Consider the following 25,984-nt stretch of genomic DNA (forward strand, 5'->3'; position numbering starts at 1 on the left):
CGTTTACGCGGGGACGCTCTCGAACGCAAACCTGTTACCGCTCAACAAATCGTTCGGCCGCCGTTTTTTGGCGAATTGCGCCGCAATCGGGCGCTTTCGTCGCGCCCCAACGCAAATCACCCTCGCACGGCAATCCGGCCCGGTATATGCAGCGGACATGACAACAGATGACGACATGGAAATCTTTCTGGTGGCCACACCCGGCCTGGAACAGCCGCTCTGCGCCGAGGCCACCGAAAAGGGCTTCGCCAAGCCACGCGCAGTGCCCGGCGGCGTGGTCTGCAGCGGCAACTGGTCTGAAATCTGGCGCGCCAATCTGCAACTGCGCGGTGCAAACAAGGTGCTGGCGCGTATCGGCGCCTTTCCCGCCGTCCATCTGGCGCAACTCGACAAACGCGCCCGCAAGTTTCCCTGGGCCGACGTTCTGCGCCCCGACATGCCGGTCCGGGTCGAGGCGACAAGCCGCAAGTCGCGCATCTACCACGCCGGCGCCGCGCGCCAGCGGGTGGAAACGGCAATTTCCGAATCATTGGGCGTGCCGATCGATCCCGAAGCCGGGGTCCGGGTCATGCTGCGCATCGAAAAAGACCTGTGCACCTTCTCGCTGGACACCTCCGGAGAGCCGCTGCACAAGCGCGGCCACAAAGAGGCCGTGGCCAAGGCCCCCATGCGCGAGACCATGGCGGCGATGTTCCTGCGGGAATGCGGCTTCGACGGCACCGAACCGGTGCTCGACCCGATGTGCGGCTCGGGCACCTTCGTCACCGAATCAGCGGAAATCGCGCTGGGGCTTGATCCCGGACGCTCCCGCAACTTTGCCTTCGAACAGCTTGCCTCGTTTCAGCCTCAGGCGTGGGCCGAAATGCGCGCCGCCGGCCAAGCGCGGCAAACCGATCAACTGTTCCACGGATCGGACCGCAACGCAGGCGCGATCGAGGCCAGCCGCGCCAATGCCGACCGCGCCGGGGTGGCCCGGATCACCCGGTTTCACAACCGCACCATCAGCGATCTGAAGCCGCCCGAAGGCCCCACCGGCCTGGTCATCGTCAACCCGCCCTATGGCGGACGGATCGGGGACGAAAAGCGCCTGCGCTCGCTCTATGGCGCGCTGGGCAAAGTCTTGATGGACCGCTTCAAGGGCTGGCGCGTGGGCATTGTGACCAGCAATCAGGGGTTGGCACGGTCGACCCGGCTGCCGCTGCTGGCGCCGGGGCCAATTGTCGATCACGGTGGTACAAAGATCCGCCTTTATCGGACCGATCCCCTGCCCTGACCCGCCCGCAAACGCAAAGCGCCCCACGCTTTCCGGGCGCGGGGCGCATGAGGCGTCAATCGAGGAAGGGATCGATCTCTACGCCTTGGGTTCGATGGACCCTCAGTTCACGGCCTTGGCGTCCACAACGTCCTTCTCGATGGCCTTGGCCGACGCGATCTCGATCCGGCGCGGTTTCAGCGCCTCGGGCACCTCGCGCTTCAGTTCGATATGCAGCATGCCGTTTTCCAGGCTGGCCCCGGTCACACGTACATGATCGGCCAGTGCAAACCGGCGCTCGAACGCGCGGGTGGCGATACCGCGATGCAGATAGGTGCGCTCGTTGTCCTCGTCGGCCTTGCGACCGGCAACTACCAGTGAATTCTCTTTCATCTCGACCGACAGGTCATTCTCGGCGAAACCGGCGACCGCCACCGAAATCCGGTAAGCGTCTGCTGCAGTTTTTTCAATGTTGTAAGGGGGATAGCTCGGTTGAGCCACGTCGCTGCTCATAACGCGATCCATCATGTCGGCGATCTGGTCAAAACCGATGGTGGCGCGGTGCAGGGGTGCAAAATCAAACGTACGCATATTCGTCATCCTCATCTCTGGAGCGATTTCCGAGTTGTGCCCTCCGTCCGGACGGGCGGTTACGATATACCGGACCCCGAAAGCGGCGATCCGATACTCAGGAAATGGGAAGTCAGATGATCGAGTTCAAGACCCGCTTGAGCCAATGAACTTGGCCCCGCCCAGGGATTTTTCCGCCCCCACGCCAAGCCGCTTGATCGTGGGCTGTGGCCGCGGCGCGTCCCGGCGCAGGATCGCTTTCAACTCGGACACGATACGGGGCAGTTCCATGCCGAACCCCACGGTGCGCCCGCCAATCGACCCGCCCGCCGACACCACCGACAGAATCTGCCATCGCGGCCCGGATCTGGCCAATATGGCAGACCCGGAAGACCCAAAAGTGATGTTGCAGTCAAAGGCGATCAGCCCTTCGCCCCGCCGCAGAATATTGCAGGACCGCTGCCGCGTAATCGCCTCGGACCGCCCCCGGCCATAAGAGGCCACACTGACCTCAGAGCCAGAGATATCGCCCTGATGCAGCGCGAAGGCATTCGCCTCGCCAAACCCGATTGGCGCGTCCAGCCGCATCAGCGCCACATCCCGCTTGACCCGTTCTGCCGACACCCCGGCCCGGGCCGTGAAATCAGGCGGCACGGCGATCTGCACCACTTTGCGGTCGGCCACCGACTTGCCGTCATGCAGCCCGGCGCGAAAGGTCACGGCCCCGGACTCAAACGGTTTTCCGGTTCTTGCGTCAAACGCGCAATGGGCTGCGGTCAGCACCAGATCCCGCGCAATCAGCGTTCCGGTGCAAAACCCCGTATCCCCCAGATCCAGCCGCCCGACGGCCTCCCAGCCCAGCAGATCCTCGCGATCCGACAGGCGGCGCTGGCCGCTGTTCTGGGCAAGGCCTTGCGTGGACAGGACGCAAATCGCAATCAGGACAGAAATCAGACGGGTCATGGTTTCAGGAACTTGGCCCCGTTCTGGTTGCGCACGCTTCCGACACTGATCCGGCTGGCACCGTTGACCGGGGTTTTTGCGAACCCGCGTCCCGCCGACAACTCGGCTTGCAGCAATTCCAGCGATTCCTCCAGCGCGGTGCCCAGCGCCACCCGCTGGCCATCCAGTTCGGCCTTGGCCGAGACCACCGACACGATGCGAGGACGCTCGCCATCAAACGAAAAGACCGGCGCCCCGGACGAGCCGTAATCGACGTCGCACGACATCACCAGCACGCCGCGCTGCCGCGCCATGACGGAACAGACCTCCTGCAGCGATGGCGCCTCGGCCCGGTCCTTGGCGTATGAAACAATGCCGACGCCCTCGCCGCGCTTGGGCCTGCGGCCGGTGTCAAAGGGCAAAACCGTGGTGTTCCGGATAGGTTGCGACAGTTCGATCAACGCCACGTCATGGCGCACCCGTGCGGTCGAGGCCTCACCATCAAAGCGATAGGCCGGATGCACCACCGCCTGCCGAACCGACCGATAGGCCGAGGCCTGACCCCGCCGCCAGCCCGCCAGGAACTCGATCCGCGCCGGATCAACTCGCTCTTTGGTTTCCTTGTCGTACAGGCAATGCGCCGCCGTCAGCACCAGATTCGGGCCGATCAGCGAGCCGGTGCAAAACCCCGTGCCCCCGATATCCAGACGCCCGACCCCCAACCATTCGCGTCCCGCATCCGAGGTTTCAAGGCTTTCCAACGCCGAATCCTGTGCCACCGCTGCCACCGGCAACAGCGCCACGATGAAAGCTTTGACCCAGTTCCTCACCTGTTCCTCCGGCCTTGCCACAAGGCCAGAGTGATACCGAAGAGCTGCGGCAAAAATAGGGCGCGCCCATCAAGGCCCGCAACTGATGCCGCGCTGCATCAGTGGCCGATCCTGCTCAGCGAAGGTTCGGCACCCCGGCCATTTCCGACATTGCGCGCGGTTTCGGCCCGCCTGTGGCCCAATCCAGCAACTCGACCGTGTGCACCACCGGAACACCGGTACCCGACCCGATCTGGATCATGCAGCCTATGTTGCCCGCAGCGATGACGTCGGGCCGCTTCGCCTCCAGCGTTTGCACCTTGCGTGCCTTCAGTTTGCCGGAAATCTCGGGCTGCATCAGGTTATAGGTTCCCGCCGAGCCACAGCACAGGTGACTGTCTGCCGGTTCAACCACCCTAAACCCCGCCTTCTTCAGCAGGTCCTTGGGAAAGGTCTTGACCTTCTGCCCATGCTGCAGCGAACAAGCCGCATGATAGGCAACTGTCAGCCCTTTCTCCTCGCCCTCCGGCACCTCCAGCCGCATCAGCAATTCACTGACATCCATCGCGATCCCTGACACCCGCGCGGCATCCCCGGCCAGCGGGTCGTTGCGGAACATATGCCCGTAATCCTTGACGGTCGTGCCGCACCCCGAGGTGTTGATCACGATGGCGTCCAACCCGTCGCCGTCCATTTCGCGCGCCCAGGCTTTGATGTTTGCTGCTGCCGTGCGGTGACTGTCGCGCGTCTTTCCCATGTGATGGGTCAGCGCGCCGCAGCAGCCCGCCCCCTCGGCCACCACGACCTCGCAGCCCAGCCGGGTCAGCAGGCGGATGGTGGCGTCGTTGATGTCGGTGTTCAGCGCCTTTTGCGCACAACCCGTCATCAGCGCCACCCGCATCCGGCGCGCGCCTTGGGGCGCAAAGCTTTGCGGATCGTCATTGCGGCTGACCGGCGGGATCGCCTTGGGCGCCATCTCCAGCATCGCCCTCAGCCGCGCGTCCGGCATCAGGAACCGAAACGGCTTGCCGATCTTCGCCCCCAGCAGCGCCAGCCGGAACCGTGTCGGATAAGGCAGGATTTGTGCCAGCACCCAGCGCAGCGCCCTGTCCCGCCAGGGCCTCCGGTAATGCGCTTCGATGTATTCGCGCGCATGATCCACCAGATGCATGTAATGCACCCCCGACGGGCAGGTGGTCATGCAGGCCAGACAGGACAGGCACCGGTCGATGTGCCTGACCGTCCTTTCATCCGGCACACGCTCGTTTTCCAGCATGTCCTTGATCAGATAAATCCGGCCCCTCGGGCTGTCCAACTCGTCCCCCAGCACCTGGTAGGTCGGGCAAGTCGCGGTGCAGAACCCGCAATGAACGCAATTGCGCAATATCTCGTTCGACCGCCGGATGGCCGGGTCGCGCAGTTGCTCCGTCGTGAATGTCGTCTGCATCGCCTACCCCATCAGTCCCGGATTGAAGAGCCCCTTCGGGTCGAACCGCTGCCGCAGCCCACGGCTCAATGCCGCGACGCCCGCCGGTTCCGGCTGAAACCGCCCCAACCGCCCGGTCGTCTCTGCCGAGGCGCGCACCAGCGTCGCGTGCCCCGCAATCGCGCCCAGCCGCGCCCGCAGATCGGTGCCTTCGGCCACCAGCGCCCAAATCAGCCCGCCGCCCCAGTCTAACAGCAGCCCCTCCGCCCCGGCCCGCGCGGCAATCTCGGACGCCTCTGTCGGCTTGACCGAGATCCGCCAGACGTCACCCTGTCGCTTGTGAAAGGCTTCCACATCCCGAATGCCGCGCCAGGTGTTTTCGCTATCCGCCAATGGCCCGGCTTCGCCCCCCAGCAATTCGGCCAGCCGCCCAAGGCGATAGGAAACCGACTCCGCAAACCCCTCCACCCGCAGCAGCGCCCTCCCCGCGACCGGATCATAGGCGGCCCCGCTCACCTCATAGGGCGAGCCCAGCGCGGCCGACATCACCTGAACACCCGATTGGGTATCCGGCACGGACACGGCCAGCGTCTCGGCGATTTCTGCCCTTGGCAGAACCTTCAGCGACACCTCGCTCAAAACGCCCAATGCCCCCCAGGACCCGGCCATGAGCTTGACCAGATCGTATCCCGTCACATTCTTCATCACCCGGCCGCCGTTCTTGATCACCTGCCCGCGCCCGTCGACATAGCGCACCCCCAACAGGAAATCCCGGCACGCCCCGGCCTGCACCCTGCGCGGCCCCGAGACATTGGCGGCCACGACCCCGCCGATAGTCGGCTCGCCGGATGTTGCCAGCAGCCCGCGATAATCCATCGGTTCAAAGGCCAGGCGCTGCCCTTCTGTCGCCAGCGCCGCCTCGATCTCGGCCACCGGTGTCCCGGCCCGCGCCACCAGCGTCAGCGCCCCCGGCTCATAAAGCGTGATCCCGCGCAACCCCGCCACGCTCAATTCCGCGCCCGGCCCGCCAACCCCACGGGTGCCGCCGCCAACGATCCGCACCGGCGCACTCAGCCCGGCCACCATTCCGGCCAGTTCGGTCTCTGTCTCTGGTCTCATGACATTCATCTTTTCGAAAAAACTCTGGGGGTGTTGGGGCAAAGGGGGTTTGGAGGCAAAGCCCCGGTCATTCCGCCGCCATCCGCCGCGCTGCCGAACTGTCCAGCGGGAACACCTTGGCCGGATTCAACAGCCAGGCCGGATCGAACACGTCCTTGACTGCCATCTGCGCCTCCAGATCCTCACGCCCGTACTGATGCACCATCAGATCGCGTTTCTCGATCCCCACACCATGCTCTCCGGTCAGACACCCGCCCGCCTCGACGCACAGCTTCAGGATCTCGGCCCCGAACGCCTCGCATTTCTCCAGATCACCAGGCTTGTTGGCATCGAACAGGATCAGCGGGTGCATGTTGCCGTCGCCCGCATGGAACACGTTGCCCACCGGCAGGCCATAATCTTCGCTCATCTCGCCGATCCGGCGCAGCACCATGGGCAGCGCCGAAACCGGGATGGTGCCATCCAGACACATGTAATCGTTTATCTGTCCCATCGCGCCAAAGGCCGATTTCCGCCCCAGCCAGATCTTGGCGCTTTCCTCCGCCGACTGGCTTTCGCGCAGTTCCACCGGGTTGTGACGGCGGGCAATCTCGATGATCCTGGCCAACTGGCTGTCGATTTCGGCCTCCGATCCTTCGACCTCGACGATCAGCAGCGCCTCGCAGTCCGGATAACCCGCATGGGCAAAATTCTCGCAGGCCTGAATGCAAAGCTTGTCCATGAATTCTATCGCCACCGGCAGGATGCCCGATTTGATGATGTCCGACACGCATTGCCCCGCCACCGCGTTGTCGTCAAAGCCCATCAGAACCGGCCGCGCGCCCTCGGGCTTGCGCAGGATGCGCAGGGTTGCCTCGGTCACCACGCCCAACTGCCCTTCCGAGCCGCAGATGACCCCCAAAAGATCCAGCCCGCCCGCATCCAGATGCGCGCCACCGATCTCGACGACCGAGCCATCCATCAGCACCATCGTGACGCCGAGCAGATTGTTGGTGGTCACGCCGTATTTCAGACAATGCGCGCCGCCCGAGTTCATCGCGATATTGCCCGCAATGGCGCAGGCCAGCTGCGAGGAGGGGTCAGGGGCATAAAAGAAATCCTCCTCTTCCACCGCCCCGGTCACGCTCAGGTTGGTGCGGCCCGACTGAACCCGGATGAAACGGTTGTCATAGTCGACCTCCAGTACCTCGTTCATCCGGGCAACGCCCAGAAGCACGCAATCCGCCGTCGGCAAGGCGCCACCCGCCAGCGACGTGCCCGAGCCGCGCGGCACCACCGGCACCCCCTCCTCGTGGCATATGCGCAAGACGTCCGAGACCTCCTGTGTCGAGGCGGGCAGAACCGCCAGCATCGGCGGGCATTTGTACGCGGTCAGCGCATCGCATTCATAAACGCGGGTTTCGGCCTCGTCATGGATCACCGCATCCTCCGGCAGTACCTGGACCAACCGCTCTCGCAGCCGATCCTTGCGCGCCAGCACCGCGGTATCGGGTTTCGGCATTTCCATGGCAATCTCCTCCGTTTGGTAAATTAATATTACCAATTTACCGATCTGGCAAGTTCAACCGGTAAGCCTTACTGTCGCAGCCATGACATGGATCGACCGCGCCCTGCTGTTTTCACCGCTGGACTATGCCGCCATCGCGCTGTTGTTGGGGGCATGGGTCTGGATCGGCTGGCGGATCGAGAATCCCGCACCCGGCAAACCGTCTGTGGCCCGCATGATGGACGACTTTCGCCGCGGCTGGATGAAAGAGATGGTCACCCGCCAGCCCCGGATGTTCGACGCGCAACTGGTCGCCAGCATGCGGCAGGGCAGCACCTTCTTCGCCTCGACCTCGATGATCGCCATCGGCGGCGGGCTGGCGCTGATCGGCAACACCGACCGGCTGGCGGGCGTCGCGCAGGATCTCGCGATTGGAACCGCACCCGACATGGTGTGGGAGATCAAGATCCTGATAACGCTCTTGTTTCTGTCCAGCGCGTTTCTGAAATATGTCTGGGCGCATCGTCTGTTCGGTTATTGCGCCGTCCTGATGGCGGCGGTCCCGAACGACCCGGACCATCCCGAGGCCTATCCCCGCGCCGGGCAAGCCGCCGAGATCTGCGTCACCGCTGCCCGCAGTTTCAACCGGGCCCTGCGAACGACCTATTTCGCGCTGGCCACGGTCGCCTGGCTGCTGGGGCCGCTGGCGCTGATCCTTGCCACGTTGGCGACGCTGGCGGTGCTCTATCGCCGAGAATTCGCCTCGCATTCCCGCGCAATCCTGCTGACCCGCCCACCTCACACGCAGTCGTGAACCCCATGTCAGCCGGACACGCCTATGGTTGCCGCATGAGATACCTGATCCTGATCGCATTACTGGGGCAACCGGCCCTTGCCGATGAACCCGTCATCGAAAACGCCACCGCCCACCGCTCGGGCGACACATGGCGAATCGACGTGACACTTTCCCACCCCGATACCGGATGGGATCATTATGCCGACGGCTGGCGGGTGCTTGACCCCGACGGAAACGAACTGAGCCTGCGCGTGCTGCTGCATCCGCATGAACACGAACAGCCCTTCACCCGCTCGCTCAGCGGTGTTTCGATCCCTGCGGGTGTCACCGAGGTTCGGATCCAGTCCCGTTGCCTCGTCGACGGGTGGAGCGGCCAGACCTATACCCTGAGCCTCGACTGAACGTCAGAACGCCCCCATGCTCAGCCCCGCGCCCAGCGCCATGCCAAGCTCGCGGCACTGTTCCAGTTCGGCTTCGGGAATGACCTTTTCCGCCAGTATCTGTTCGGGGGTCTGCGCGTGAGTACACACGATCATGGCGGGCTGAACCTCCTTCAGACGCCAGCCCTGCGCGATCCGGGCGATCTGGCGCACCGCATTTTCGCCATCCGACCCGGCGCAGACCATCTGCGCATAGGGTCGCCCCTCGATCCGGCCCAGAACCGGGTAATAGCAGCGGTCAAAGAAATCCTTCATCACGCCCGATATCGCCGCCAGGTTTTCGGGGCAACAAAAGACATAACCGTCTGCCGCCAGCAAATCATCCGGCCCCGCCTGATCGGCGGGTTTCAGCACCACCTGCGCCTCGCCGCGCGCACCCGCCCCGGCGGCCTCGGCCATCTGCCGGCTGCCGCCCGTGCGTGAATGGTAGACGATCAAAAGCTGTGCCATGACCCCGTCATACCCGGTGATAGGGGCTTCCGGCCAGTATCGTGGCCGCCCGGTACAGCTGTTCGGCCAGCATCACCCGCACCAGCATGTGCGGCCAGACCATCGCGCCAAAGGATATCGAGAAATCCGCCTCGGCCCGCAAGCCCGCGTCGATTCCGTCGGCCCCGCCGATGATCAGCGCCAGATCCTGCCGCCCGGCATCACGCCACCCGGCCAACTTGTCCGCGAAATCGGGCGATGAAAGCGTCCTGCCCCGCTCGTCCAATGTGCAGATCACCGCGCCCTTGGGCAGCGCCTTGCGCAGCAAGACCGCCTCGGCGCCCATGCCCGCGTTCTTCTTGTCCTCGACCTCGATCACACATGCCGGGCCCAGGCCCAGCGCCCGCCCCGTCCGGTCGAACCGGGTCAGATAATCGTCAATCATGGATTTCTCCGGTCCGGCCCGCAATCGGCCGACCGCGCAGATGCTAACGCGCATTCAACTCTCGCTTCCGGCCCGAAATCGCAGGCCGGGATAGCGCCTCAGTTCGCCGAGGCGCTGCTACCCTGCGGCAGCCACATCTTTTCCAGCTGATAGAATTCCCGCACTTCGGGGCGGAAGATATGAACGACCACGTCGCCCGTATCGATCAGCGCCCAGTCGCCGGCATCCTTGCCTTCGACCTTGCAGGTGAATCCGAACTCCTGCTTGATGCGGTCCATCAGCTTTTCCGCCATGGCCGAGACCTGACGTGTCGAACGTCCGGACGCGATCACCATGTAATCCGCTACCGACGACTTGCCGCGCAGATCGATCTGCACAACGTCTTCGGCCTTGTCATCGGATAGTGAGGAAAGGATGCGCTCAAGCAGCTTTTCGCTGGTAAGCTGAGAGTGGGCCATCATTGCGGCCCCGTTATCGGCGGGCAAACCCGCCTGTGTACTGAGAGACAGGACATAGTCCTCCTTTGAAAAGCACCGGCCAACCCCCCGGCGCGGGGGTAAGTTGAATTTAGCAACCAAATTTTGTCATTTCAATGAAACCCGGCGTCACGGGCGCTCACTCTTCAGCAAGTTGTTGCGAAACCGTCTCTTTTCCGGCGTCATCGTTGAGCAGGCGAACCTCTCGCTGCGGGAACGGAATCGAGATGCCTTCGGCCTTGAACGCGTCCCAAAGCGCCAGAAACACGTTGCCCCGTATGTTGGTCAGGCCGGCCGTCGGATCGCTGATCCAGAACCGCAGGATGTAATCGACACTGCTGTCCCCGAACCCGGTTATGTGACAGACCGGCTCATGCCCCGGCCCGGACAGCACCCGACGAACGGATTTGACCGCCTTGATTGCCACCGCGCGCACCTGATGCGGATCGTCATCATAGGCGGTGCCAAAATTCAGGTCCAACCGCACGAACCGATCCGAATGCGACCAGTTCACCACCTGGTTTGTGATCAGATCCTCGTTCGGTATCAGATACTCGCGGCCATCCCGCGTCACCACCGACACATATCGCGCGCCCAACGCATTGATCCAGCCAAAGGTGTCGCCCAACGAGATGACATCGCCCGGCTTGATCGAGCGGTCCATCAGGATGATGATGCCCGAGATCAGGTTCGACACCACTTTCTGCAACCCAAAGCCGATGCCGACACCCACAGCACCCGATAGCAGGGCTATGCCGGTCAGGTCGAACCCGAGAGTCCTGATCGCAACCATCAGGACCAACCCATAAAGCGCCACTTGAATCGCCTTGGTCAAAAGCACCTGCATTGACGGTGTAAGGTCGTCATTCTGCTCAAGCCCGCGCGCGGCTGCCTGAGTAACCAGTCGCGTCAGCACCAAAAGGACACCGATCAGCAGCGTTGCCTTTAGAATACCCAATATGGAAATGTGCAGATCGCCGATAGAAATGGCGACGCCATCCAGGAACCCGGCCACATCATCAGTCAGATTCAGTGCGACCAGTGTCGCATAAACCCACATGGACCACTTGAAGATCTGCCTCAGTGTTCGGTTCCGAACCAGCCGCGCCAGAAAACCAATGATCAGCCACGCCGTCGCGAGGGTCGCGAAAACCCCGATGATGTAACTCCGCGATGGCCACGTCGCCTGCTGCATCACCAGATAGACCGCCCAGGACAACAACGCGAAATAGGCCAGCGTCAGACGGCGCATGATCTGCACCAGCACGCGCAGCCGCCATTTCGGCCAACCCTCGCGGGTGCGTGCCCACGCATCCCAGCGGTTTTTTGTCAGTACCTTCAGGCAATAGGCGATCGCCAGCAGAACCAGCAGAATCAGCATCTGGTATTGCCGCCAACCGGGGGTCAGGAACAGATCGACAAGTTTCGCGCCTTGCGTCGTGAACGCGTTGATCACGTCCGTGAACGTGGTCGGCAACAGGTCTGGGTCCATTCGCGTACCTCCTGCCCTCAGCATGGCCGGGCCGGGCGGCCAAGCGCAAGGCCCGTCGTGATGCCAAGATCAACCTTGATTGCCACTGTGCCCCGTTATATCTGGTGCACATGAGACACTACCCGGCTCCGAACCCGTATCTTCAGGACCGCGCGCGGTTGCGTGAACGGTTTTTCGGGGCTGCCCGCACGGTTCTGGCGCGCCTATAATCGGCGTCCAGCCACCATTTGCCAGCTATTCTCAAAAAACGGGAGAGGACCGATGTCCCCCAAGACACTCTATGACAAGATCTGGGATGCCCATGTCGCGCACGAGGCCGACGATGGCACCTGCCTTCTCTATATCGACCGCCACCTCGTGCACGAGGTCACCAGCCCGCAGGCCTTCGAAGGGCTGCGCATGGCGGGCCGCAAGGTGCACGCACCGGATAAAACCATCGCCGTACCGGACCACAACGTGCCCACCACGCCGGACCGCGTGAACGGGATCGAAAACCCGGAATCGCGCATCCAGGTCGAAGCGCTGGACAAGAACGCCAAGGATTTCGGCATTCACTATTACCCGGTGAATGACGTCCGTCAGGGCATCGTGCACATCGTCGGCCCCGAGCAGGGCTGGACCCTGCCCGGCATGACCGTGGTTTGCGGCGACAGCCACACAGCGACCCACGGTGCATTCGGCGCGCTGGCCCATGGCATCGGCACGTCCGAGGTCGAACACGTTCTGGCCACCCAGACTCTGATCCAGAAGAAGTCCAAGAACATGAAGGTGGAAATCACCGGCAAGTTGCAGCCGGGCGTGACCGCCAAGGATATCACTCTGGCCGTGATCGGTGAGACCGGCACCGCCGGGGGTACCGGCTATGTCATCGAGTATTGCGGCGAAGCAATCCGCGATCTGTCGATGGAAGGTCGCATGACCGTCTGCAACATGGCGATCGAAGGCGGTGCCCGCGCCGGCCTGATCGCGCCGGACGAGACCACCTTTGAATACGTCAAGGGCCGCCCCCACGCCCCCAAGGGCGCGCAGTGGGAAGCCGCGCTGAACTGGTGGAAAACGCTCTACTCCGACGACGACGCGCATTTCGACAAGGTCATCACCCTCAAGGGCGAGGACATCGCACCCGTCGTGACCTGGGGCACCTCGCCCGAAGACGTGCTGCCGATCACCGCAACCGTGCCAAACCCCGAGGATTTCACCGGCGGCAAGGTCGACGCGGCCCGCCGTTCGATCGAATACATGGGGCTGACCGCTGGCCAGAAGCTGAGCGATATCGAAATCGACACCGTCTTCATCGGCTCCTGCACCAACGGCCGCATCGAAGACCTGCGCGCCGCGGCCGCGATCCTCAAGGGCAAGAAGATCAAGGACGGTATGCGTGCCATGGTCGTGCCCGGCTCGGGCCTTGTCCGCGCCCAGGCCGAGGAAGAAGGTCTGGCGGATATCTTCAAGGAAGCCGGGTTCGAGTGGCGTCTGGCCGGGTGCTCGATGTGCCTTGCCATGAACCCCGATCAGCTCAGCCCCGGCGAACGCTGCGCCGCCACCTCGAACCGCAACTTCGAGGGCCGTCAGGGCCGCGGCGGGCGCACCCACCTGCTGAGCCCGGCAATGGCTGCCGCAGCGGCAATCACAGGACGGCTGACAGACGTGCGCGAGTTGATGTAAGCTGCCCTCATAATTGAATTTTTGAGGGAGAGACTGAAATGAGTGACTGGCTGAAACTGTTCCTTTTGGGAATACTGTTCATCGTGTTCGGGGTCATCGTCCTGGGCGCGCCTGTCGTGGCATCCGTGGCCATCGCGACGCTCACCGGAATCCTGCTGCTCATCGGCGGCGGGCTTCAGGTCATCGGCGGCTTCACCGTCGAAGGCACCGGTGCCAAGATCCTGTCCATCATCATGGGCGCGATCATGCTGTTTCTGGGCTGGTCATTCCTGTCTCATCCGCTGCAGGGCGTCATTTCGCTGGCCATGCTGGTTCTGATCCTGTTCATGGCCGGCGGTATCGCCCGCATCATCCTGTCGTTCCAGATGCGCGGAACACAGTTTTTCTGGCCCACACTGATCTCGGGCATTCTGTCGATGGTTCTCGCCGCCATCATCTGGAACTACGCGGCGGAAGACCCCACCTGGCTGCTGAAACTGCTCGGCATCCTTCTGGGTATCGAGATGCTGTTCAACGGGTTCGGCCTGATCTTCATGGCGCTGTTCTTCAAGGGCGCCGGAAACCAAATCAAACAAGGATAGCGCGGGGAACGGGGCTGGCCCTCTCCCGCAGGAGTGAAAAAATGGAAAAGTTCGAAAAAGTCCACGGGGTGGCCGCCCCAATGCCTTTGATCAACATCGACACCGATATGATCATTCCCAAGGTCCACCTGAAAACCATCAAACGGTCGGGCCTTGGCGTCGTCCTCTTCGACGAGATGCGCTATAACGATGACGGCAGCGAAAAGCCCGATTTCGTGCTGAACAAACCTGCCTATCGCGAGGCTGAAATTCTGGTCGCGGGCGACAACTTCGGCTGCGGATCATCGCGCGAACACGCACCGTGGGCGATCAAGGATTTCGGCATCAAGTCGGTCATCTCGACCAGCTTCGCCGACATCTTTTTCAACAACTGCTTCAAGAACGGTATCCTGCCGATCGTGGTCACCCCCGACCAGCATGAGGTTCTGATGCAGGACGCGCACAAGGGCGAGAACGCGCGAATGACGGTCGATCTGGAAACTCAGGAAATCACCACGTCTGACGGCGCGGTCATCAAGTTTGACATCGATCCGCACCGAAAACACTGCCTTCTGAACGGGCTGGATGACATCGGGCTGACGATGAAAAAGGCGGAACATATCGCAAAATTCGAATCAGAAGCGGCCCAATCCCGTCCCTGGGTGTAAGACTGACCCTACGTTAACCACAAAGGCCGCCCTGCGCGGCCTTTGTTCATTTGGGGCCGAATTTTACACAACCACAAAATGTAGTGCAAAATTATGAACACACGTCGAATTTGAGTCACCATTGATGCATTGCGGCACCACTCTTGCCATCTTTTTGCCTCAAATCATGTGTTTGTTGCCCTAGTGTCTTGAGAGGGATGTCTGTTGTCGGCACAAATATGCCTATAAGAGGCATCCGCTTTGCAAAGCGGGCACAAGTTGGAACAAGGGTGCGGCAAAGAACCGGCCTGTCCAGTTTGAAGGGATTCGGATAGTGTTTGCACGCACAACAGGGGCGGCGATACGTGGGTTGCTTGTGGCGCTTTTGGTGCTCACACCTGCGTTGTACCTGCCTGGTTCAGCTTCGAATGCGACAGAGATCGTGGTGTTCCTCGCGATTCTCGCATTTGTACTGACGTTTGCCGAATACAACTCCGCCTTTCCCAGCTTCATCGAATTCCGTGATGCGCCGCCTTTGAACCGGCTGCGGTTCGTCGGCCTGATGTCGATGGTCACCTTCCTGACATTGGTCTGCAAACACGTCTACGCGCCCACAGGATTGACCACCTTGTTTGCCGGTGTCGGCATACTGATCTCGAATGTCGTCGATTTCCCCTATTCGCCCGTGCGTCTGGTGGTCTTGATGCTGCCGCCGGATGCCAGTTCCGGTCTGGTCAATCTGGTGCGGATGTCGGCGGGAATCGCCTATATCGCCGCGCTGGTCACCGTGGCCACCTTTGCCTACGCGCTGCGCTTTCGCGGCTGGCCCCTGGGCAACGGCGCCTTCAACGTTTGGGTGAACCTTCCTCTTTTCGACCCGACAACCGGCGGCGATGTCGTCACCCGGTTGCAACGCGACGGTCGGCTCAACGTCACGGTGGGCGTGCTGCTGCCCTTCCTTATTCCGGCAGTGATCAAGCTGGCGTCCGATGTCATCGACCCGATTTCGCTGGGCAATCCGCAAACCCTGATCTGGACCATGAGCGCCTGGGCCTTTCTGCCCGCCAGCATCATCATGCGAGGCATGGCCATGATGCGAATCGCCGGCCTGATCGAGGAAAAACGCCGCCGCGCCTATTCCACCGCCGAGGCCGCCCAGACCGCATGATCCGGGCCGTTCTGCTGCTTCTGCTGTTGCCATCGCTGGCACAGGCAGATGTTTTGCGTATCGCAACCTACAACACCGAACTCAGCCGCAAGGGCCCTGGCCTGTTGCTGCGCGACATTCAACGAAGCGACCCGCAAGTCACGGATGTTGTCACGGTGATTTCAACCGTTTCGCCGGATGTGATTGCCCTGCAAGGTATCGACTGGGACCATGACGGTTTGGCCCTGAACGCCCTGGCAGACCTGCTCAGCAAGGCAGGTATCGACTATCCCCACCGCTATTCCAGCCAACCCAATAGCGGCATCGAAACCGCCCTCGACCTTGACGGCGACGGCCGCACCTTTGGCCCCGGTGACGCGCAGGGTTGGGGCGAGTTTTCCGGGCAAGGCGGTCTGGCCGTCCTGTCCCGTTACCCGATCATAAACGAGGCGGTCGTTGAATTCACCAACCTCCTGTGGCGCGACCTGCCCGGCGCGCAACTGCCGCAGACGGCTTCGGGTCCCTTCCCCACGGCAGAGGCACAGGCGCAACAACGCCTGTCTTCCACCGCGCATTGGGCGATTCCAATCGATGCGCCAGCGGGTCGGTTTCATCTGATGACCTTCCATGCCTCACCGCCGGTCTTCGACGGCCCCGAAGATCGCAACGGCCTTCGCAACCGTGACGAAATCCGGCTGTGGCAAGCCTATCTGGACGGCGCGCTTGGCCCTGCCCATGCTACGAAATTCGTCCTCGCCGGTGATGCAAATCTTGACCCGCACGACAGCGATGGTCGCACCGAGACCGTCCGCACCCTGCTGTCCGACCCACGCCTGCAAGACCCCGCTCCACAAAGCGCCGGTGCTGCGCGTGCCGGAAACCAGAACCACCGCTCGCCTGACGCACATGACACAGTGGACTGGCCCGGGATCGGTCGCTTTCGCGTCGATTACGTCTTGCCATCCTCGGACTGGTCGGTGGCAGATGCCGGGGTGTATTGGCCCGCCCCCGATGTGGACGGGCATGAGGCCGCGTCACGCGCCAGCCGTCACCGGCTGGTCTGGGTGGATCTCTTGGCCGAGTAGTCCCGCCGGGACCGCCGATGCCAGCGCGGTCGTGAAATCGGTTTGTACAAATGGGCCAACTAGGGTCTCAAAATGCGTACAATCCAGACAATTCGGCGTGTTCCACAAGTACCGCATCTCGATCAGGTGCCGCGCCATTGGCCAGAACGGCTGCGCCAGTTCAAGCGGCCACCACGACATTTCCTTTACCGAAACCGGTCGCCTCAGAACCCGCGACAACCCCTCGGCAATGTCTCGCCCGGTCACTGTGAACCCTGCAAAAGGCACCTCCGCGAACCGCGGCAATTCACCCCGGATTTCCGCCAAGGCAACGGCTGCACGGGCAAGATCGGGCAGATAGGCCCAGGCGTGCGGTATGTCCGGATCGCCGGGATAGACGAATTTGCCCTTTGCCAAAGGCTTGATCATGACCTGATCGAACCAGTTGCCCGAAGCTTCGGTGTCGATGAAATCCCCTGCCCGCAACAGGATCGTACGCACGGTCGAGGCGCGATAGGCCTCTTCCATTTGCCTGCGAATTCGTCCCAGTGGATTGGTCGCCAGATGTGGTGTCGCGCCCGACCACGGCCCCGGCGTATCTGCACCGAAGACATAAACATTTCCCGGCACAATCACCGTCGAACCGCTGAGTTTCGCAGCCTCGATCACCTTTGCATGAAGGGGGACAACCTGCTTGGCCCACTCTGTATAGGGCGGGTTCCAGGCGTTTACGATCACATCCGCACCTTGTGCTGCAATCAGCAAGTCGTCTGACTTTCGGTCAAATCCGCGCACGGTCCAGCCAGCCTTTGCAAACGCCAATACAGCATTTCGGCCAAACCGTCCCGAGGCCCCGAGAACAAGTACTGTCTGTGTCATGAATATTCTCCTCTTCTCGGGGGCAAGATACCCATTCGATTACGTTATTGAATTGCAGAAAAACGCAGATCATGTATTCATTTCTGAATGGATAAGTCGCTCATTTCCGCTGACTGGTCCCTGATTCAAAGCTTTCTGGCTGTCGTCGAAACCGGTTCCCTGTCTGCCGCAGCCCGAAATCTGAACAGCAGCCAGCCAACTCTGGGCCGTCAGATTCAGGCTCTGGAGCAATCCCTGGGCGTGTCGCTGTTCCACCGGCACACCCGTGGTCTGAGGCTGAGCGATACTGGCGCACAACTGTTACCCATGGCAATCCGCATGCGCGATGCCATGCAGGAGATTTCACTGATCACCGCAGGCGAAGCAAAGAGCCTTGCAGGTACGGTCAGGATCACAGCCTCGGTCTATGCTTCCCACCACAACCTTCCGCCAATCCTTGCCCGCATCCGAGAGTTGGAGCCCGAAATTCAGTTGGAATTGGTGCCGACCGACGCCACCGAAAACCTGTTGTTTCGCGAGGCGGATATCGCCGTTCGCATGTACCCGCCCCGGCAACTCGACATTGTGGCACAGCACATCACGGATATCGAACTGGCCGCATTTGCCGCCAAATCCTATCTGAAACGTGCAGGAATGCCTGAGAAAATCGAAGATTTGATGGACCATGATCTCGTCGGGCTGGATGCGGACGAGGCGATCATCACCACGATGCGAGAAATGGGATGGCCTGCCACGCGCAGGATGTTCGTCGTGCGGTGCGACAACCACAGCGCTTATTGGGAACTGGTGCGCGCCGGATGCGGCATCGGCTTTACGCAGCGCTCTGTGGGACAGGCCGATCCGACAGTGCAAGAGCTGCCGTTCGATCTGCCCATCCCACCTCTGCAGGTCTGGCTGGCCGCGCCGCAAGCCATGCGGCAAACCCCCCGCATTCGCCGTGTATGGAACCTGTTGGCGGAGGGTTTGCTTGGGTTGAACCGTTAGGCCGGAAGCGGGCCAGTATGAGTTCCGCGTGGTGGATAGTTGTTATCCAGCGCGTATTTGATGCCACCCTTGATATCCGCCACGGACGGACGACCAAACGGTGTCGATTGCTGCCAGGCAAAATACAAAGAGCGATCCGGGGCGACATAGAAATGGCCGGGTTCGGCGAAATAGGGCGCCTCGGCGGTGCCTTCACGGCCTTTCGACATATACAGCCCCCAATCATCCCGCGCCGCCGCCAGCGGCAGACCGTGCCCGACGCGCAAGCGAGAGGTTCCGGCCTTTTCGACGGTTTGCGCCGCGCGTTCCGCCGTATCCGTGCTGAGCATGATGACTTCGACACCAAGTTCGGCAAAGTCATCCAGCGCTGCCTCCAGCTCGCCCATCTGCCGGACGCAGATCGGACAGTGCACGCCTCGATATTGAATCACCAGCGTTCCGTTTTTCCCTTTGTCCCGGTCCAAGTCGAAGCTTCCGTGCGCCACGATTTCGATTTTCAGTTCAGGGACCGCATTTCCCGGTATCAGCATGTATTTTCCTCGTGTTTTGGCCGGATCGTCTCATTGACCCGTTGCCGCGCACACGCTAGGGCGATGGCAACGAAACGCAAGGAGACCGTTCATGCCCAACCCCTCGCTCCTCATCCTGCCCGGAGACGGAATTGGCCCGGAAGTTATGGCCGAAGTGCGCAAAATCATCGACTGGTTTGGTACAAACCGCGGTCTTCACTTTGACGTGAGCGAAGACCTGGTGGGCGGTGCAGCCTATGATGTGCACGGCAAGCCGCTGGCGGACGAGACCATGGCCAAGGCGCAGGACGTGGATGCTGTGCTGTTGGGTGCCGTAGGCGGGCCGAAATATGACGACCTGGATTTCAGTGTGAAGCCCGAACGCGGGCTGTTGCGTTTGCGCAAGGAAATGGATCTCTATTCCAACCTGCGCCCCGCCCAGTGCTTTGACGCGCTGGCCGATTTCTCGTCGCTGAAAAAGGACATCGTCGCGGGTCTCGACATCATGATCGTGCGCGAACTGACCTCAGGCGTCTATTTCGGAGAACCGCGTGGCATCTTCGAGGAAGGCAACGAGCGCGTGGGCATCAATACTCAGCGCTACACCGAAAGCGAGATCGAACGTGTTGCCCGCTCGGCCTTCGAACTGGCAATGCGCCGCAACAAGAAGGTCTGCTCTATGGAGAAGGCCAACGTGATGGAATCGGGCATTCTGTGGCGCGAGGTGGTGACCCGCGTGGCCAAAGATTATCCAGAGGTCGAATTGAGCCACATGTACGCCGACAACGGCGCCATGCAGCTGGTGCGCGCGCCGAAACAGTTTGACGTGATCCTGACCGACAACCTGTTCGGTGACATCCTGTCCGATTGCGCCGCGATGCTGACCGGCAGCCTGGGCATGCTGCCCTCGGCGTCGCTGGGCGCCCCCATGGCCAATGGCCGCCCCAAGGCGCTTTACGAGCCCGTACACGGCTCGGCCCCTGACATCGCAGGTCAGGGTAAGGCCAACCCCATCGCCTGTATCCTGAGCTTCGCCATGGCGCTGCGCTACAGTTTTGATAATGGGGCCGAGGCTGACCGTCTGGAAGCGGCGGTTGAAAAGGTGCTAGCCGATGGTGTTCGCACCGGCGATCTGCTGGCCGATGAAGGCGTCAAACCGGTGTCGACCACGGAAATGGGCGCTGCCATCATCGCCGCGTTGGACAACAGCCTGTAATTTCTACTGGCCTGCGGCGGATGTTTCTGCCGCAGGCTCTGCGACCGGGCTGTGCGGCTGGTAGTGCGCCACCCGCTCGGCATGATGCAGTATCCTGTCAAGCCAGCGCATCGCGTCGGTATGCGCAAAGACCTCTTCCAGAGAATAAAGCCCTGCATGTTCCCCCAGCATCATCGCGCGGCGGTGGCGCTTGGCCCGACGCTGGACAAGCGCTTGCAAGCGCAGCAGGCGGACCGCGACCGTCGGAGACGCCAGATCGCCGGCCGCCAGCGACAGCGCCACGCCTGCAGCCAAGCCGGGTCTGCGCAACAGGCGGTCCGACAACAGCGTTTCCATCCGGCCTCTCTGTCCGGCCCGGCGCAACAGACGGTCCAGATGATCAATTTGATGGAGCAAGGCGGCAAAGGCTTCTTCTTCGGCCGCTCGCCCTTCGGTGAGACGAATGGCGGCAAGGTATTTCCTCAACTCCTCCAACGCGTCAGCGCATACGCCAAGAGCCGCGAGAGGGCGCAAATCCGGTTCGGGCTGCAGAGCCGATCCGATTGCAGTGAACAACCGCGCCGCAATGGACGAAACGGCTGTCTGCGCCGCGAGAATGGCGGTACCCGGATCGCTGAGCAGCCGTTCGTCAAGGTCGATCAGACGCTCCCGCTTGTCGGGCAGAATGCGCGCAACCAGACCAGAAAACTGGCGTGTTATCGGTAGGAACAACGCTGTTCCGGCCAGATTGAACCCGGTGTGGAAAACCAGGAGCGAGGTCATTTCGTCGGTTGACGCCGCGATATGCTCCAGATTCGTACGGAACAGGAACAATAACGGAAACGCGATCACGGATGTCGCAATGTTGAAGATCAGGTTGGCAATCGCCGTTTGCCGCATCGGAACCGATCCACCCAGAGAGGCAAGCAGGGCGGTGAACGTGGTGCCGATGTTCATGCCGATGACAAGGCTGGCCGCCTGGATCATCGAAATCGCCCCCGCCGACAGCATCACCAGCGACAAGGCCATCGCGGCGCTTGAGGATTGCATGAGAATGGTGATGGCTGCACCTGCTCCCACCAGCGTCAGCAACCCCAGAAAGGTTGCACCCGGCAGCATGGCAGGCGTCACGGTCTCGGTCAGATCGCCCATTCCCGTCTGCATCAGTTCCAACCCGACGAGCAGCAGGCACAGGCCGGACAACACCCGCCCGAACCGGGCCACCGGCCCATGTGCCAGCAAATCGACCAGCGCGGCCGGGAACAGCAAGGCCAAGGCCACGTTGCCCAGTTTGAGCTTGAAGCCCAGAACGGAGACCAGCCAGCCGGTCGCGGTCGTGCCGATATTGGCGCCGTAGATCACGCCCATAGCTTCGGGCATCGTCAGCAAGCCGGCCCCCACGAAACCGACTGTCATGACCGTCGTCGCGCTAGAGGATTGCACAACAGCAGTCGTCGTCGCCCCCGTCAGCACGCCGCGCAAAGGTGTGGTGGTAAACGTCGTAAGAATGCGGCGCAAACGACTGCCAGCAGCCTCGCGCAAGGCGTTGGTCATGATTTCCATGCCCACAAGGAACATGCCAACGCCACCAACCAGATAGAATAAATTCCCGTTCATGCCAGACCCTCGATTGAGCCTACCGTCTGACAATTGCCGCCTTCCGGCAAGAGAGGCAATTTCCCGAGCTACTATCAGAATCCCTCTTGCAACTGTATGCCCGCGAGTATAGATCACCCGCCACGGTCGGAGTGTAGCTCAGCCTGGTAGAGCACTGTCTTCGGGAGGCAGGGGCCGGAGGTTCGAATCCTCTCACTCCGACCAAGTAAACAAGGCGCCCAAGGGCGCCTTTGGTGTTTTTTAGACAGTGGTCCAAGGTTCGTTGAACCTGAGTGCTAGCCGAACTCCAGCGCATTGGCCGCATTGCGAAGGTGTTCCGGGCTGTAGCGCGCGTATGTGGACGCCGTGATCCGCGTATCGGAATGGCCAAGATACTGGGCGATCTCGTCCATAGAGATGCCCGCCTCTGCCATGTGAACTGCCGCGGTATGCCGCAGCACGTGCGGCAATCTGACTGCGAACAACCTTGGAACCCTTGCCTACCGCGAGCCAACCGAAGGCTCCGACTCCGGCGACGACCGTCATTGGGTTAACAAGTGTTGCGAGTAGTGATACCAGCGCTGGCCCACCAACCATCGGGATCCATGCGCTTAGCTGCGCTGCAAGCATGTAAGGTAGGAAACCCGCATTTCCAACGATCCCGGCAAATGCGACCCATCCACCTCCGGCAGCGATCGCATTGCGAGCGGCACTGTGGGCATTTCGTAGCGCTTCCTCGATCTCCGGATCAGACCGTCTTGCTGCTTCTGAAACCAGCGCTTCGTCTGCCAGCATGTTCAAAAGCTCTTCTCGAACCAGATCCGGAAAGGACAACGGCGCTTCGCCGGAGATCCTATTTTTTCCTGCATTCCACAGTTCTGAAGCCTTGTGAGCCCCAAAGCCCGCAAGCCCCCCATCGGATCTGACCAACTTCTCCTTCTTTCGTTTTGCCCTTACAGATGGGGTAAGCCTTTCTGACGCTCGAACTGCCAAGGCCGCCGCTGCTCTACGTGCGGACCGAGGAGACAATGGGAGAATAGTAGGCACCGCCAACGCCCCTGCTAGCTGGACCCATAGGCGGTGACGTAAAACCGCATCGGAGGCAGGCGATTTCACTAGTTTATTCTGCGCCTGGCCCATTGCCGTCGCTGAAACGTCGTCGATAAGTCTCATGCGCTTACCGACGTCCTCGAGAGCACCCTTGGCCAAGGAAACAGCGTCGATTTCCTCAAGAATTGCAAGGAATGTGCAAATCTCCTTGCGATCAAGAGACCCAAGTCCGGACAGAATGGATGTTGCGGTTATCGGAGCTTCGAGAGCATCAACTTGATTCATGCGCCGAACATGGAGAACGCCTGCAACTTTGGCAAGACGTTGAAAGATAGAAGAAATACTAAAACCTGCGTTTGCGAAATAGTGATTGATCGGTGGCGTTAAACGCACCTTCGTATATGGGAGGTTTCAACCACCCAGCTATCGCGGCGCCGGAATGCATCCCCATCGTCAAGCGAAGGAAAACCTAGGACTTCGATTGAAACGGGACCCGGCGAAATAAGTAGGACGAAAAGCTCGGCCATTCCTCTCCGCGAATGGCATCGGAGATAAGATCCCGCTTTTTTGCAATAACCCACAACAAGCCAAACATTGAGCAAAGGACACGTGTTCAAGGCAGCCAAGCCACAAAATTGCAACGATGGGTTCATGCCCGTTTCGAAATTGATTGAAGCGATCTATTGCCCTACCCTAGCCGAGCGAAGGGAACATGATCATGGCACACCCCAAGAACCCCACTGCCAAGGCAATCACCGCAGATGAGTCTAGCCGGAAGCGGAAGGCGGGCGCTATCGGCACGCCCAAACAAGACATGCGCCACGACACCGAAAACGCAGATGAGCTTCGGAAAAAGATCATGGCCATCGGCGAGGATGCCGAGAAGCGCCTGAGAGGATCGATGAAGATTCTCGCCCGATGACCTTTCCACTGCGAATGACCACAGCAAAGCGAAGCCGCTCGTTTTGCACGGTGTAGTTTATTGGCTCGTCGGCTTGTCGGCGGGATCCACCCGCAGAGGTCAATAGTCATTCAAGTCCACCATTGATCGATGACAGCAATTTCCTCGTCGGAACAGCCGATTTGATGCGGGGTTCGTGGATCACGACATGGGCGATCTACTCGTCCAATTCGACGTCACCTTGGTTGCGGCATTCGGTCAAAATGGGTTGGCGAAAGATCCAGGCTACATCCGCTGGCGCTGCCATATCGAAAACCGATTTCTCGGTCGTCGCTATCCCTTCGTAGATACGAAGGGGCAGACATCTTGCAGCCCCAGCAGGTTTACAACAATCCCGTTATGTTTTGTTCATTTTTGAACAAAAACTACGCACAAATAAGCGTTTTGTGCGTCTCGTGTCCGCACTAGATTCTTAAGCGATCCACACTAGGAGAGCCAATATGAGCTGGAACCCTGCCCTTGACCCGCATTGCCCCAACGGAGACGAGATTGATGTGATCGATACCCTAATCATCCCGCGTGCACGTGATCTCGGCGGGTTCGAGGTTCGGCGCGCGCTGCCTGCCCCGCGCCGCCAGATGGTCGGACCGTTTATATTCTTCGATCAAATGGGACCTGCCGAGTTCTTGCCGACGCGCGGCATGGAAGTGAGACCGCATCCGCATATCGGGCTCGCAACGATTTCCTACCTGTTCAGGGGCCGGATGCATCACCGCGACAGCCTTGGAACAGATGCCTGGATTGAGCCTGGAGCAGTGAACTGGATGGTGGCCGGACACGGCATTACCCATTCGGAACGCACCGATGATCAGACGCAGGTCGACCCTATGCCGTTCTTCGGCATCCAGACATGGGTCGCGTTACCCAAGAACCATGAGGATCGAGCGCCAGAGTTTGAGCACGCACCAGCCGATGCGCTTCCAGTGCTTGAGGGCGAGGGCAAGACAGTTCGGCTCATTCTGGGCAATGCGTGGGGAAGCCGTGCACCGGTAAAGACGGCTTCCGAGATGTTTTACGCCGACGCCACTCTTACGCCCGGCGCGGCGATCCCCCTGCCCGACGAACACGAAGACCGGGGCGTCTATGTCATTGACGGCGAAGTAGAGGTTGCGGGCAGGACCTTCGAAACTGGGCGGATGATGGTGTTTCGACCTGGAGACCGAGTATCGCTCAAGGCTGGGCCGTTGGGTGCCCGGGTTATGCTGCTCGGGGGTGAGACGCTGGAGGGACCTCGTTTTATTTGGTGGAACTTCGTTGCTTCATCTCAGGAACGCATCGAAGAGGCCAAGGAAGCCTGGCGAACGGGAGACTGGCAAAACGGGAGATTCCACCTGCCACTCGGTGACGATGTCGAGTTCATCCCGCTTCCAGACCGGTAGGCAGGCTGCCGGACACACAAGATTTCTGATCGTGACGGAAATCGTTTCCGTCTGTGTTTGCCGCTCTCAAGAATTCTACTACACCACTTTAGTGTGCTGGCGCGATACTTGGATATGGTGCGAGAAGTCGGCGGCTGCCGGTCAGAAAACATTCGCAGTGTGGTAGATCACTTAGGTGCGAAGCGGTAGCAAGGCCTTTGGCATCGACAATCCCGGACTTTCACATCCGATAGTGCCACAAGGGTCAAAGTAACCCGCTGTCCACCAGCCTTTTCACCAAGACCAATAGACCAAGTGTCGTCGCCATACCCAAGCAAAATGGTAGCAAACCGACTGAAGAAATCGAAAGTTTGCTGTTCTCTACATATTTCCAAAACATGATACAGTGGTTATCCGACAGCTTGGGATCGGGTTCAGGATTGGGATGCGCGCTCATTTTCATTCACCGCAACTGCAAAGATTCCCAGTTCAGGACCTACGGAATAATAGTGATCGAGATTTCCGCTTTTGTCACTCTGGGCGTTGGCCGGCTGCACAATGAATTCATGTCGGTCCCAATCCAGGGAATTGGGTCTGCTTGCTGAATGAAGCTGCTGAGCATGGGAGGTATGGCTATCGACGGTTAAGGAAGGATCCCGACAAGGCGGCGGCCACCGACGCTCCTCT

The 25,984-nt window shown here is 60.8% G+C and carries 27 protein-coding genes and 1 tRNA gene; 13 read left to right on the plus strand and 15 right to left on the minus strand.

Going from position 1 to position 25,984, the window contains the following annotated elements; genetic code table 11:
- The first annotated feature begins 157 nt into the window (after positions 1-157).
- Complete coding sequence (locus tag ACR0LZ_RS14835; protein WP_480750617.1) at positions 158-1,273, plus strand: THUMP domain-containing class I SAM-dependent RNA methyltransferase; 1,116 nt, start codon at positions 158-160, stop codon at positions 1,271-1,273.
- 102 nt (positions 1,274-1,375) lie between these two features.
- Here the strand turns inward: ACR0LZ_RS14835 and ACR0LZ_RS14840 are convergent, their stop codons facing one another.
- From ACR0LZ_RS14840 to ACR0LZ_RS14865, 6 genes are all read right to left on the minus strand, one after another.
- Positions 1,376-1,843, minus strand: coding sequence for an Hsp20 family protein (locus ACR0LZ_RS14840; protein WP_480750618.1), 468 nt, complete (start codon positions 1,841-1,843; stop codon positions 1,376-1,378).
- A gap of 126 nt (positions 1,844-1,969) precedes the next feature.
- Positions 1,970-2,785, minus strand: coding sequence for a trypsin-like serine peptidase (locus tag ACR0LZ_RS14845; RefSeq protein ID WP_480750619.1), 816 nt, complete (start codon positions 2,783-2,785; stop codon positions 1,970-1,972).
- Entirely contained in the window at positions 2,782-3,594 is an 813-nt protein-coding gene (locus tag ACR0LZ_RS14850) for a trypsin-like serine peptidase (RefSeq protein ID WP_480750620.1), read from the minus strand. Before ACR0LZ_RS14850 ends, ACR0LZ_RS14845 begins: the two co-directional genes overlap by 4 nt.
- A 115-nt stretch (positions 3,595-3,709) precedes the next feature.
- Positions 3,710-5,020: a glycolate oxidase subunit GlcF gene (gene glcF, locus ACR0LZ_RS14855; protein ID WP_480750621.1), complete on the minus strand. Its 1,311-nt coding sequence runs from the start codon at positions 5,018-5,020 to the stop codon at positions 3,710-3,712.
- Between the two features lie 3 nt (positions 5,021-5,023).
- Positions 5,024-6,118 (minus strand): FAD-binding protein, encoded by a 1,095-nt coding sequence (locus ACR0LZ_RS14860; RefSeq protein ID WP_480750622.1) that lies wholly within the window; start codon positions 6,116-6,118, stop codon positions 5,024-5,026.
- Between the two features lie 67 nt (positions 6,119-6,185).
- Positions 6,186-7,625 carry an FAD-linked oxidase C-terminal domain-containing protein gene (locus ACR0LZ_RS14865; RefSeq protein ID WP_480750623.1) on the minus strand — a complete coding sequence of 480 codons (1,440 nt, stop codon included), beginning with the start codon at positions 7,623-7,625 and terminating at the stop codon, positions 6,186-6,188.
- Positions 7,626-7,707: 82 nt separating this feature from the next.
- On the opposite strand from ACR0LZ_RS14865, the gene ACR0LZ_RS14870 reads away from it, so the two are divergent.
- The gene (locus tag ACR0LZ_RS14870) at positions 7,708-8,418 is read left to right on the plus strand and encodes a DUF599 domain-containing protein (RefSeq protein WP_480750624.1); all 711 of its coding nucleotides are present in this window, start codon (positions 7,708-7,710) and stop codon (positions 8,416-8,418) included.
- Between the two features lie 35 nt (positions 8,419-8,453).
- A complete protein-coding gene (locus tag ACR0LZ_RS14875) occupies positions 8,454-8,801 on the plus strand; it encodes a hypothetical protein (RefSeq protein WP_480750625.1) in 348 nt (115 codons plus the stop codon).
- A gap of 3 nt (positions 8,802-8,804) precedes the next feature.
- Here the strand turns inward: ACR0LZ_RS14875 and ACR0LZ_RS14880 are convergent, their stop codons facing one another.
- From ACR0LZ_RS14880 to ACR0LZ_RS14895, 4 genes are all read right to left on the minus strand, one after another.
- Positions 8,805-9,290, minus strand: coding sequence for a flavodoxin family protein (locus ACR0LZ_RS14880; protein ID WP_480750626.1), 486 nt, complete (start codon positions 9,288-9,290; stop codon positions 8,805-8,807).
- Between the two features lie 7 nt (positions 9,291-9,297).
- The gene (rlmH, locus tag ACR0LZ_RS14885) at positions 9,298-9,768 is read right to left on the minus strand and encodes a 23S rRNA (pseudouridine(1915)-N(3))-methyltransferase RlmH (protein ID WP_480750627.1); all 471 of its coding nucleotides are present in this window, start codon (positions 9,766-9,768) and stop codon (positions 9,298-9,300) included.
- Positions 9,769-9,812: 44 nt separating this feature from the next.
- Complete coding sequence (rsfS, locus tag ACR0LZ_RS14890) at positions 9,813-10,175, minus strand: ribosome silencing factor (protein WP_480750628.1); 363 nt, start codon at positions 10,173-10,175, stop codon at positions 9,813-9,815.
- A gap of 154 nt (positions 10,176-10,329) precedes the next feature.
- The gene (locus ACR0LZ_RS14895) at positions 10,330-11,682 is read right to left on the minus strand and encodes a mechanosensitive ion channel family protein (RefSeq protein ID WP_480750629.1); all 1,353 of its coding nucleotides are present in this window, start codon (positions 11,680-11,682) and stop codon (positions 10,330-10,332) included.
- Between the two features lie 261 nt (positions 11,683-11,943).
- Here ACR0LZ_RS14895 and leuC point away from each other — a divergent pair, with 261 nt between their 5' ends.
- The 5 genes from leuC to ACR0LZ_RS14920 all read left to right on the plus strand — a co-directional run bounded on the left by leuC (position 11,944) and on the right by ACR0LZ_RS14920 (position 16,786).
- Positions 11,944-13,347 (plus strand): 3-isopropylmalate dehydratase large subunit, encoded by a 1,404-nt coding sequence (leuC, locus tag ACR0LZ_RS14900; RefSeq protein WP_480750630.1) that lies wholly within the window; start codon positions 11,944-11,946, stop codon positions 13,345-13,347.
- 38 nt (positions 13,348-13,385) lie between these two features.
- The gene (locus ACR0LZ_RS14905; protein WP_480750631.1) at positions 13,386-13,928 is read left to right on the plus strand and encodes an HdeD family acid-resistance protein; all 543 of its coding nucleotides are present in this window, start codon (positions 13,386-13,388) and stop codon (positions 13,926-13,928) included.
- A gap of 41 nt (positions 13,929-13,969) precedes the next feature.
- A complete protein-coding gene (gene leuD, locus ACR0LZ_RS14910; RefSeq protein ID WP_480750632.1) occupies positions 13,970-14,575 on the plus strand; it encodes a 3-isopropylmalate dehydratase small subunit in 606 nt (201 codons plus the stop codon).
- A gap of 313 nt (positions 14,576-14,888) precedes the next feature.
- Complete coding sequence (locus ACR0LZ_RS14915; protein WP_480750633.1) at positions 14,889-15,722, plus strand: hypothetical protein; 834 nt, start codon at positions 14,889-14,891, stop codon at positions 15,720-15,722.
- Positions 15,719-16,786, plus strand: a complete 1,068-nt coding sequence (locus ACR0LZ_RS14920) for an endonuclease/exonuclease/phosphatase family protein (RefSeq protein WP_480750634.1) — start codon at positions 15,719-15,721, stop codon at positions 16,784-16,786. Before ACR0LZ_RS14915 ends, ACR0LZ_RS14920 begins: the two co-directional genes overlap by 4 nt.
- On the opposite strand, the gene ACR0LZ_RS14925 is transcribed toward ACR0LZ_RS14920, so the two are convergent.
- The gene (locus tag ACR0LZ_RS14925; protein ID WP_480750635.1) at positions 16,736-17,644 is read right to left on the minus strand and encodes a Rossmann-fold NAD(P)-binding domain-containing protein; all 909 of its coding nucleotides are present in this window, start codon (positions 17,642-17,644) and stop codon (positions 16,736-16,738) included. The genes ACR0LZ_RS14920 and ACR0LZ_RS14925 overlap by 51 nt on opposite strands.
- 87 nt (positions 17,645-17,731) lie before the next feature.
- Between ACR0LZ_RS14925 and ACR0LZ_RS14930 the strand changes: the two genes are divergently transcribed.
- Positions 17,732-18,628: a LysR family transcriptional regulator gene (locus tag ACR0LZ_RS14930; protein ID WP_480750636.1), complete on the plus strand. Its 897-nt coding sequence runs from the start codon at positions 17,732-17,734 to the stop codon at positions 18,626-18,628.
- Here the strand turns inward: ACR0LZ_RS14930 and ACR0LZ_RS14935 are convergent.
- Entirely contained in the window at positions 18,625-19,158 is a 534-nt protein-coding gene (locus ACR0LZ_RS14935) for a redoxin domain-containing protein (protein WP_480750637.1), read from the minus strand. The two genes, ACR0LZ_RS14930 and ACR0LZ_RS14935, sit on opposite strands and share 4 nt — an antisense overlap.
- A 91-nt stretch (positions 19,159-19,249) precedes the next feature.
- Here ACR0LZ_RS14935 and leuB point away from each other — a divergent pair, with 91 nt between their 5' ends.
- Positions 19,250-20,353, plus strand: coding sequence for a 3-isopropylmalate dehydrogenase (gene leuB / locus ACR0LZ_RS14940; protein ID WP_480750638.1), 1,104 nt, complete (start codon positions 19,250-19,252; stop codon positions 20,351-20,353).
- A gap of 3 nt (positions 20,354-20,356) precedes the next feature.
- Here leuB and ACR0LZ_RS14945 read toward each other — a convergent pair whose 3' ends face one another.
- A complete protein-coding gene (locus tag ACR0LZ_RS14945) occupies positions 20,357-21,949 on the minus strand; it encodes a Na/Pi cotransporter family protein (protein WP_480750639.1) in 1,593 nt (530 codons plus the stop codon).
- Positions 21,950-22,076: 127 nt separating this feature from the next.
- Here ACR0LZ_RS14945 and ACR0LZ_RS14950 point away from each other — a divergent pair.
- Positions 22,077-22,153 (plus strand) — tRNA-Pro (locus ACR0LZ_RS14950).
- A 71-nt stretch (positions 22,154-22,224) separates the two neighbouring features.
- Here ACR0LZ_RS14950 and ACR0LZ_RS14955 read toward each other — a convergent pair.
- Positions 22,225-22,389: a tyrosine-type recombinase/integrase gene (locus tag ACR0LZ_RS14955; protein WP_480750640.1), complete on the minus strand. Its 165-nt coding sequence runs from the start codon at positions 22,387-22,389 to the stop codon at positions 22,225-22,227.
- 1,307 nt (positions 22,390-23,696) lie between these two features.
- Between ACR0LZ_RS14955 and ACR0LZ_RS14960 the strand changes: the two genes are divergently transcribed.
- Entirely contained in the window at positions 23,697-23,900 is a 204-nt protein-coding gene (locus tag ACR0LZ_RS14960) for a hypothetical protein (RefSeq protein WP_480750641.1), read from the plus strand.
- 196 nt (positions 23,901-24,096) lie between these two features.
- On the opposite strand, the gene ACR0LZ_RS14965 is transcribed toward ACR0LZ_RS14960, so the two are convergent.
- Positions 24,097-24,240, minus strand: a complete 144-nt coding sequence (locus ACR0LZ_RS14965) for a metallopeptidase family protein (RefSeq protein WP_480750747.1) — start codon at positions 24,238-24,240, stop codon at positions 24,097-24,099.
- Positions 24,241-24,379: 139 nt separating this feature from the next.
- On the opposite strand from ACR0LZ_RS14965, the gene ACR0LZ_RS14970 reads away from it, so the two are divergent.
- Positions 24,380-25,318 carry a pirin family protein gene (locus ACR0LZ_RS14970; RefSeq protein ID WP_480750642.1) on the plus strand — a complete coding sequence of 313 codons (939 nt, stop codon included), beginning with the start codon at positions 24,380-24,382 and terminating at the stop codon, positions 25,316-25,318.
- Positions 25,319-25,984 lie beyond the last annotated feature (666 nt).

This window comes from Ruegeria sp. CI1 (genome assembly GCF_056536925.1).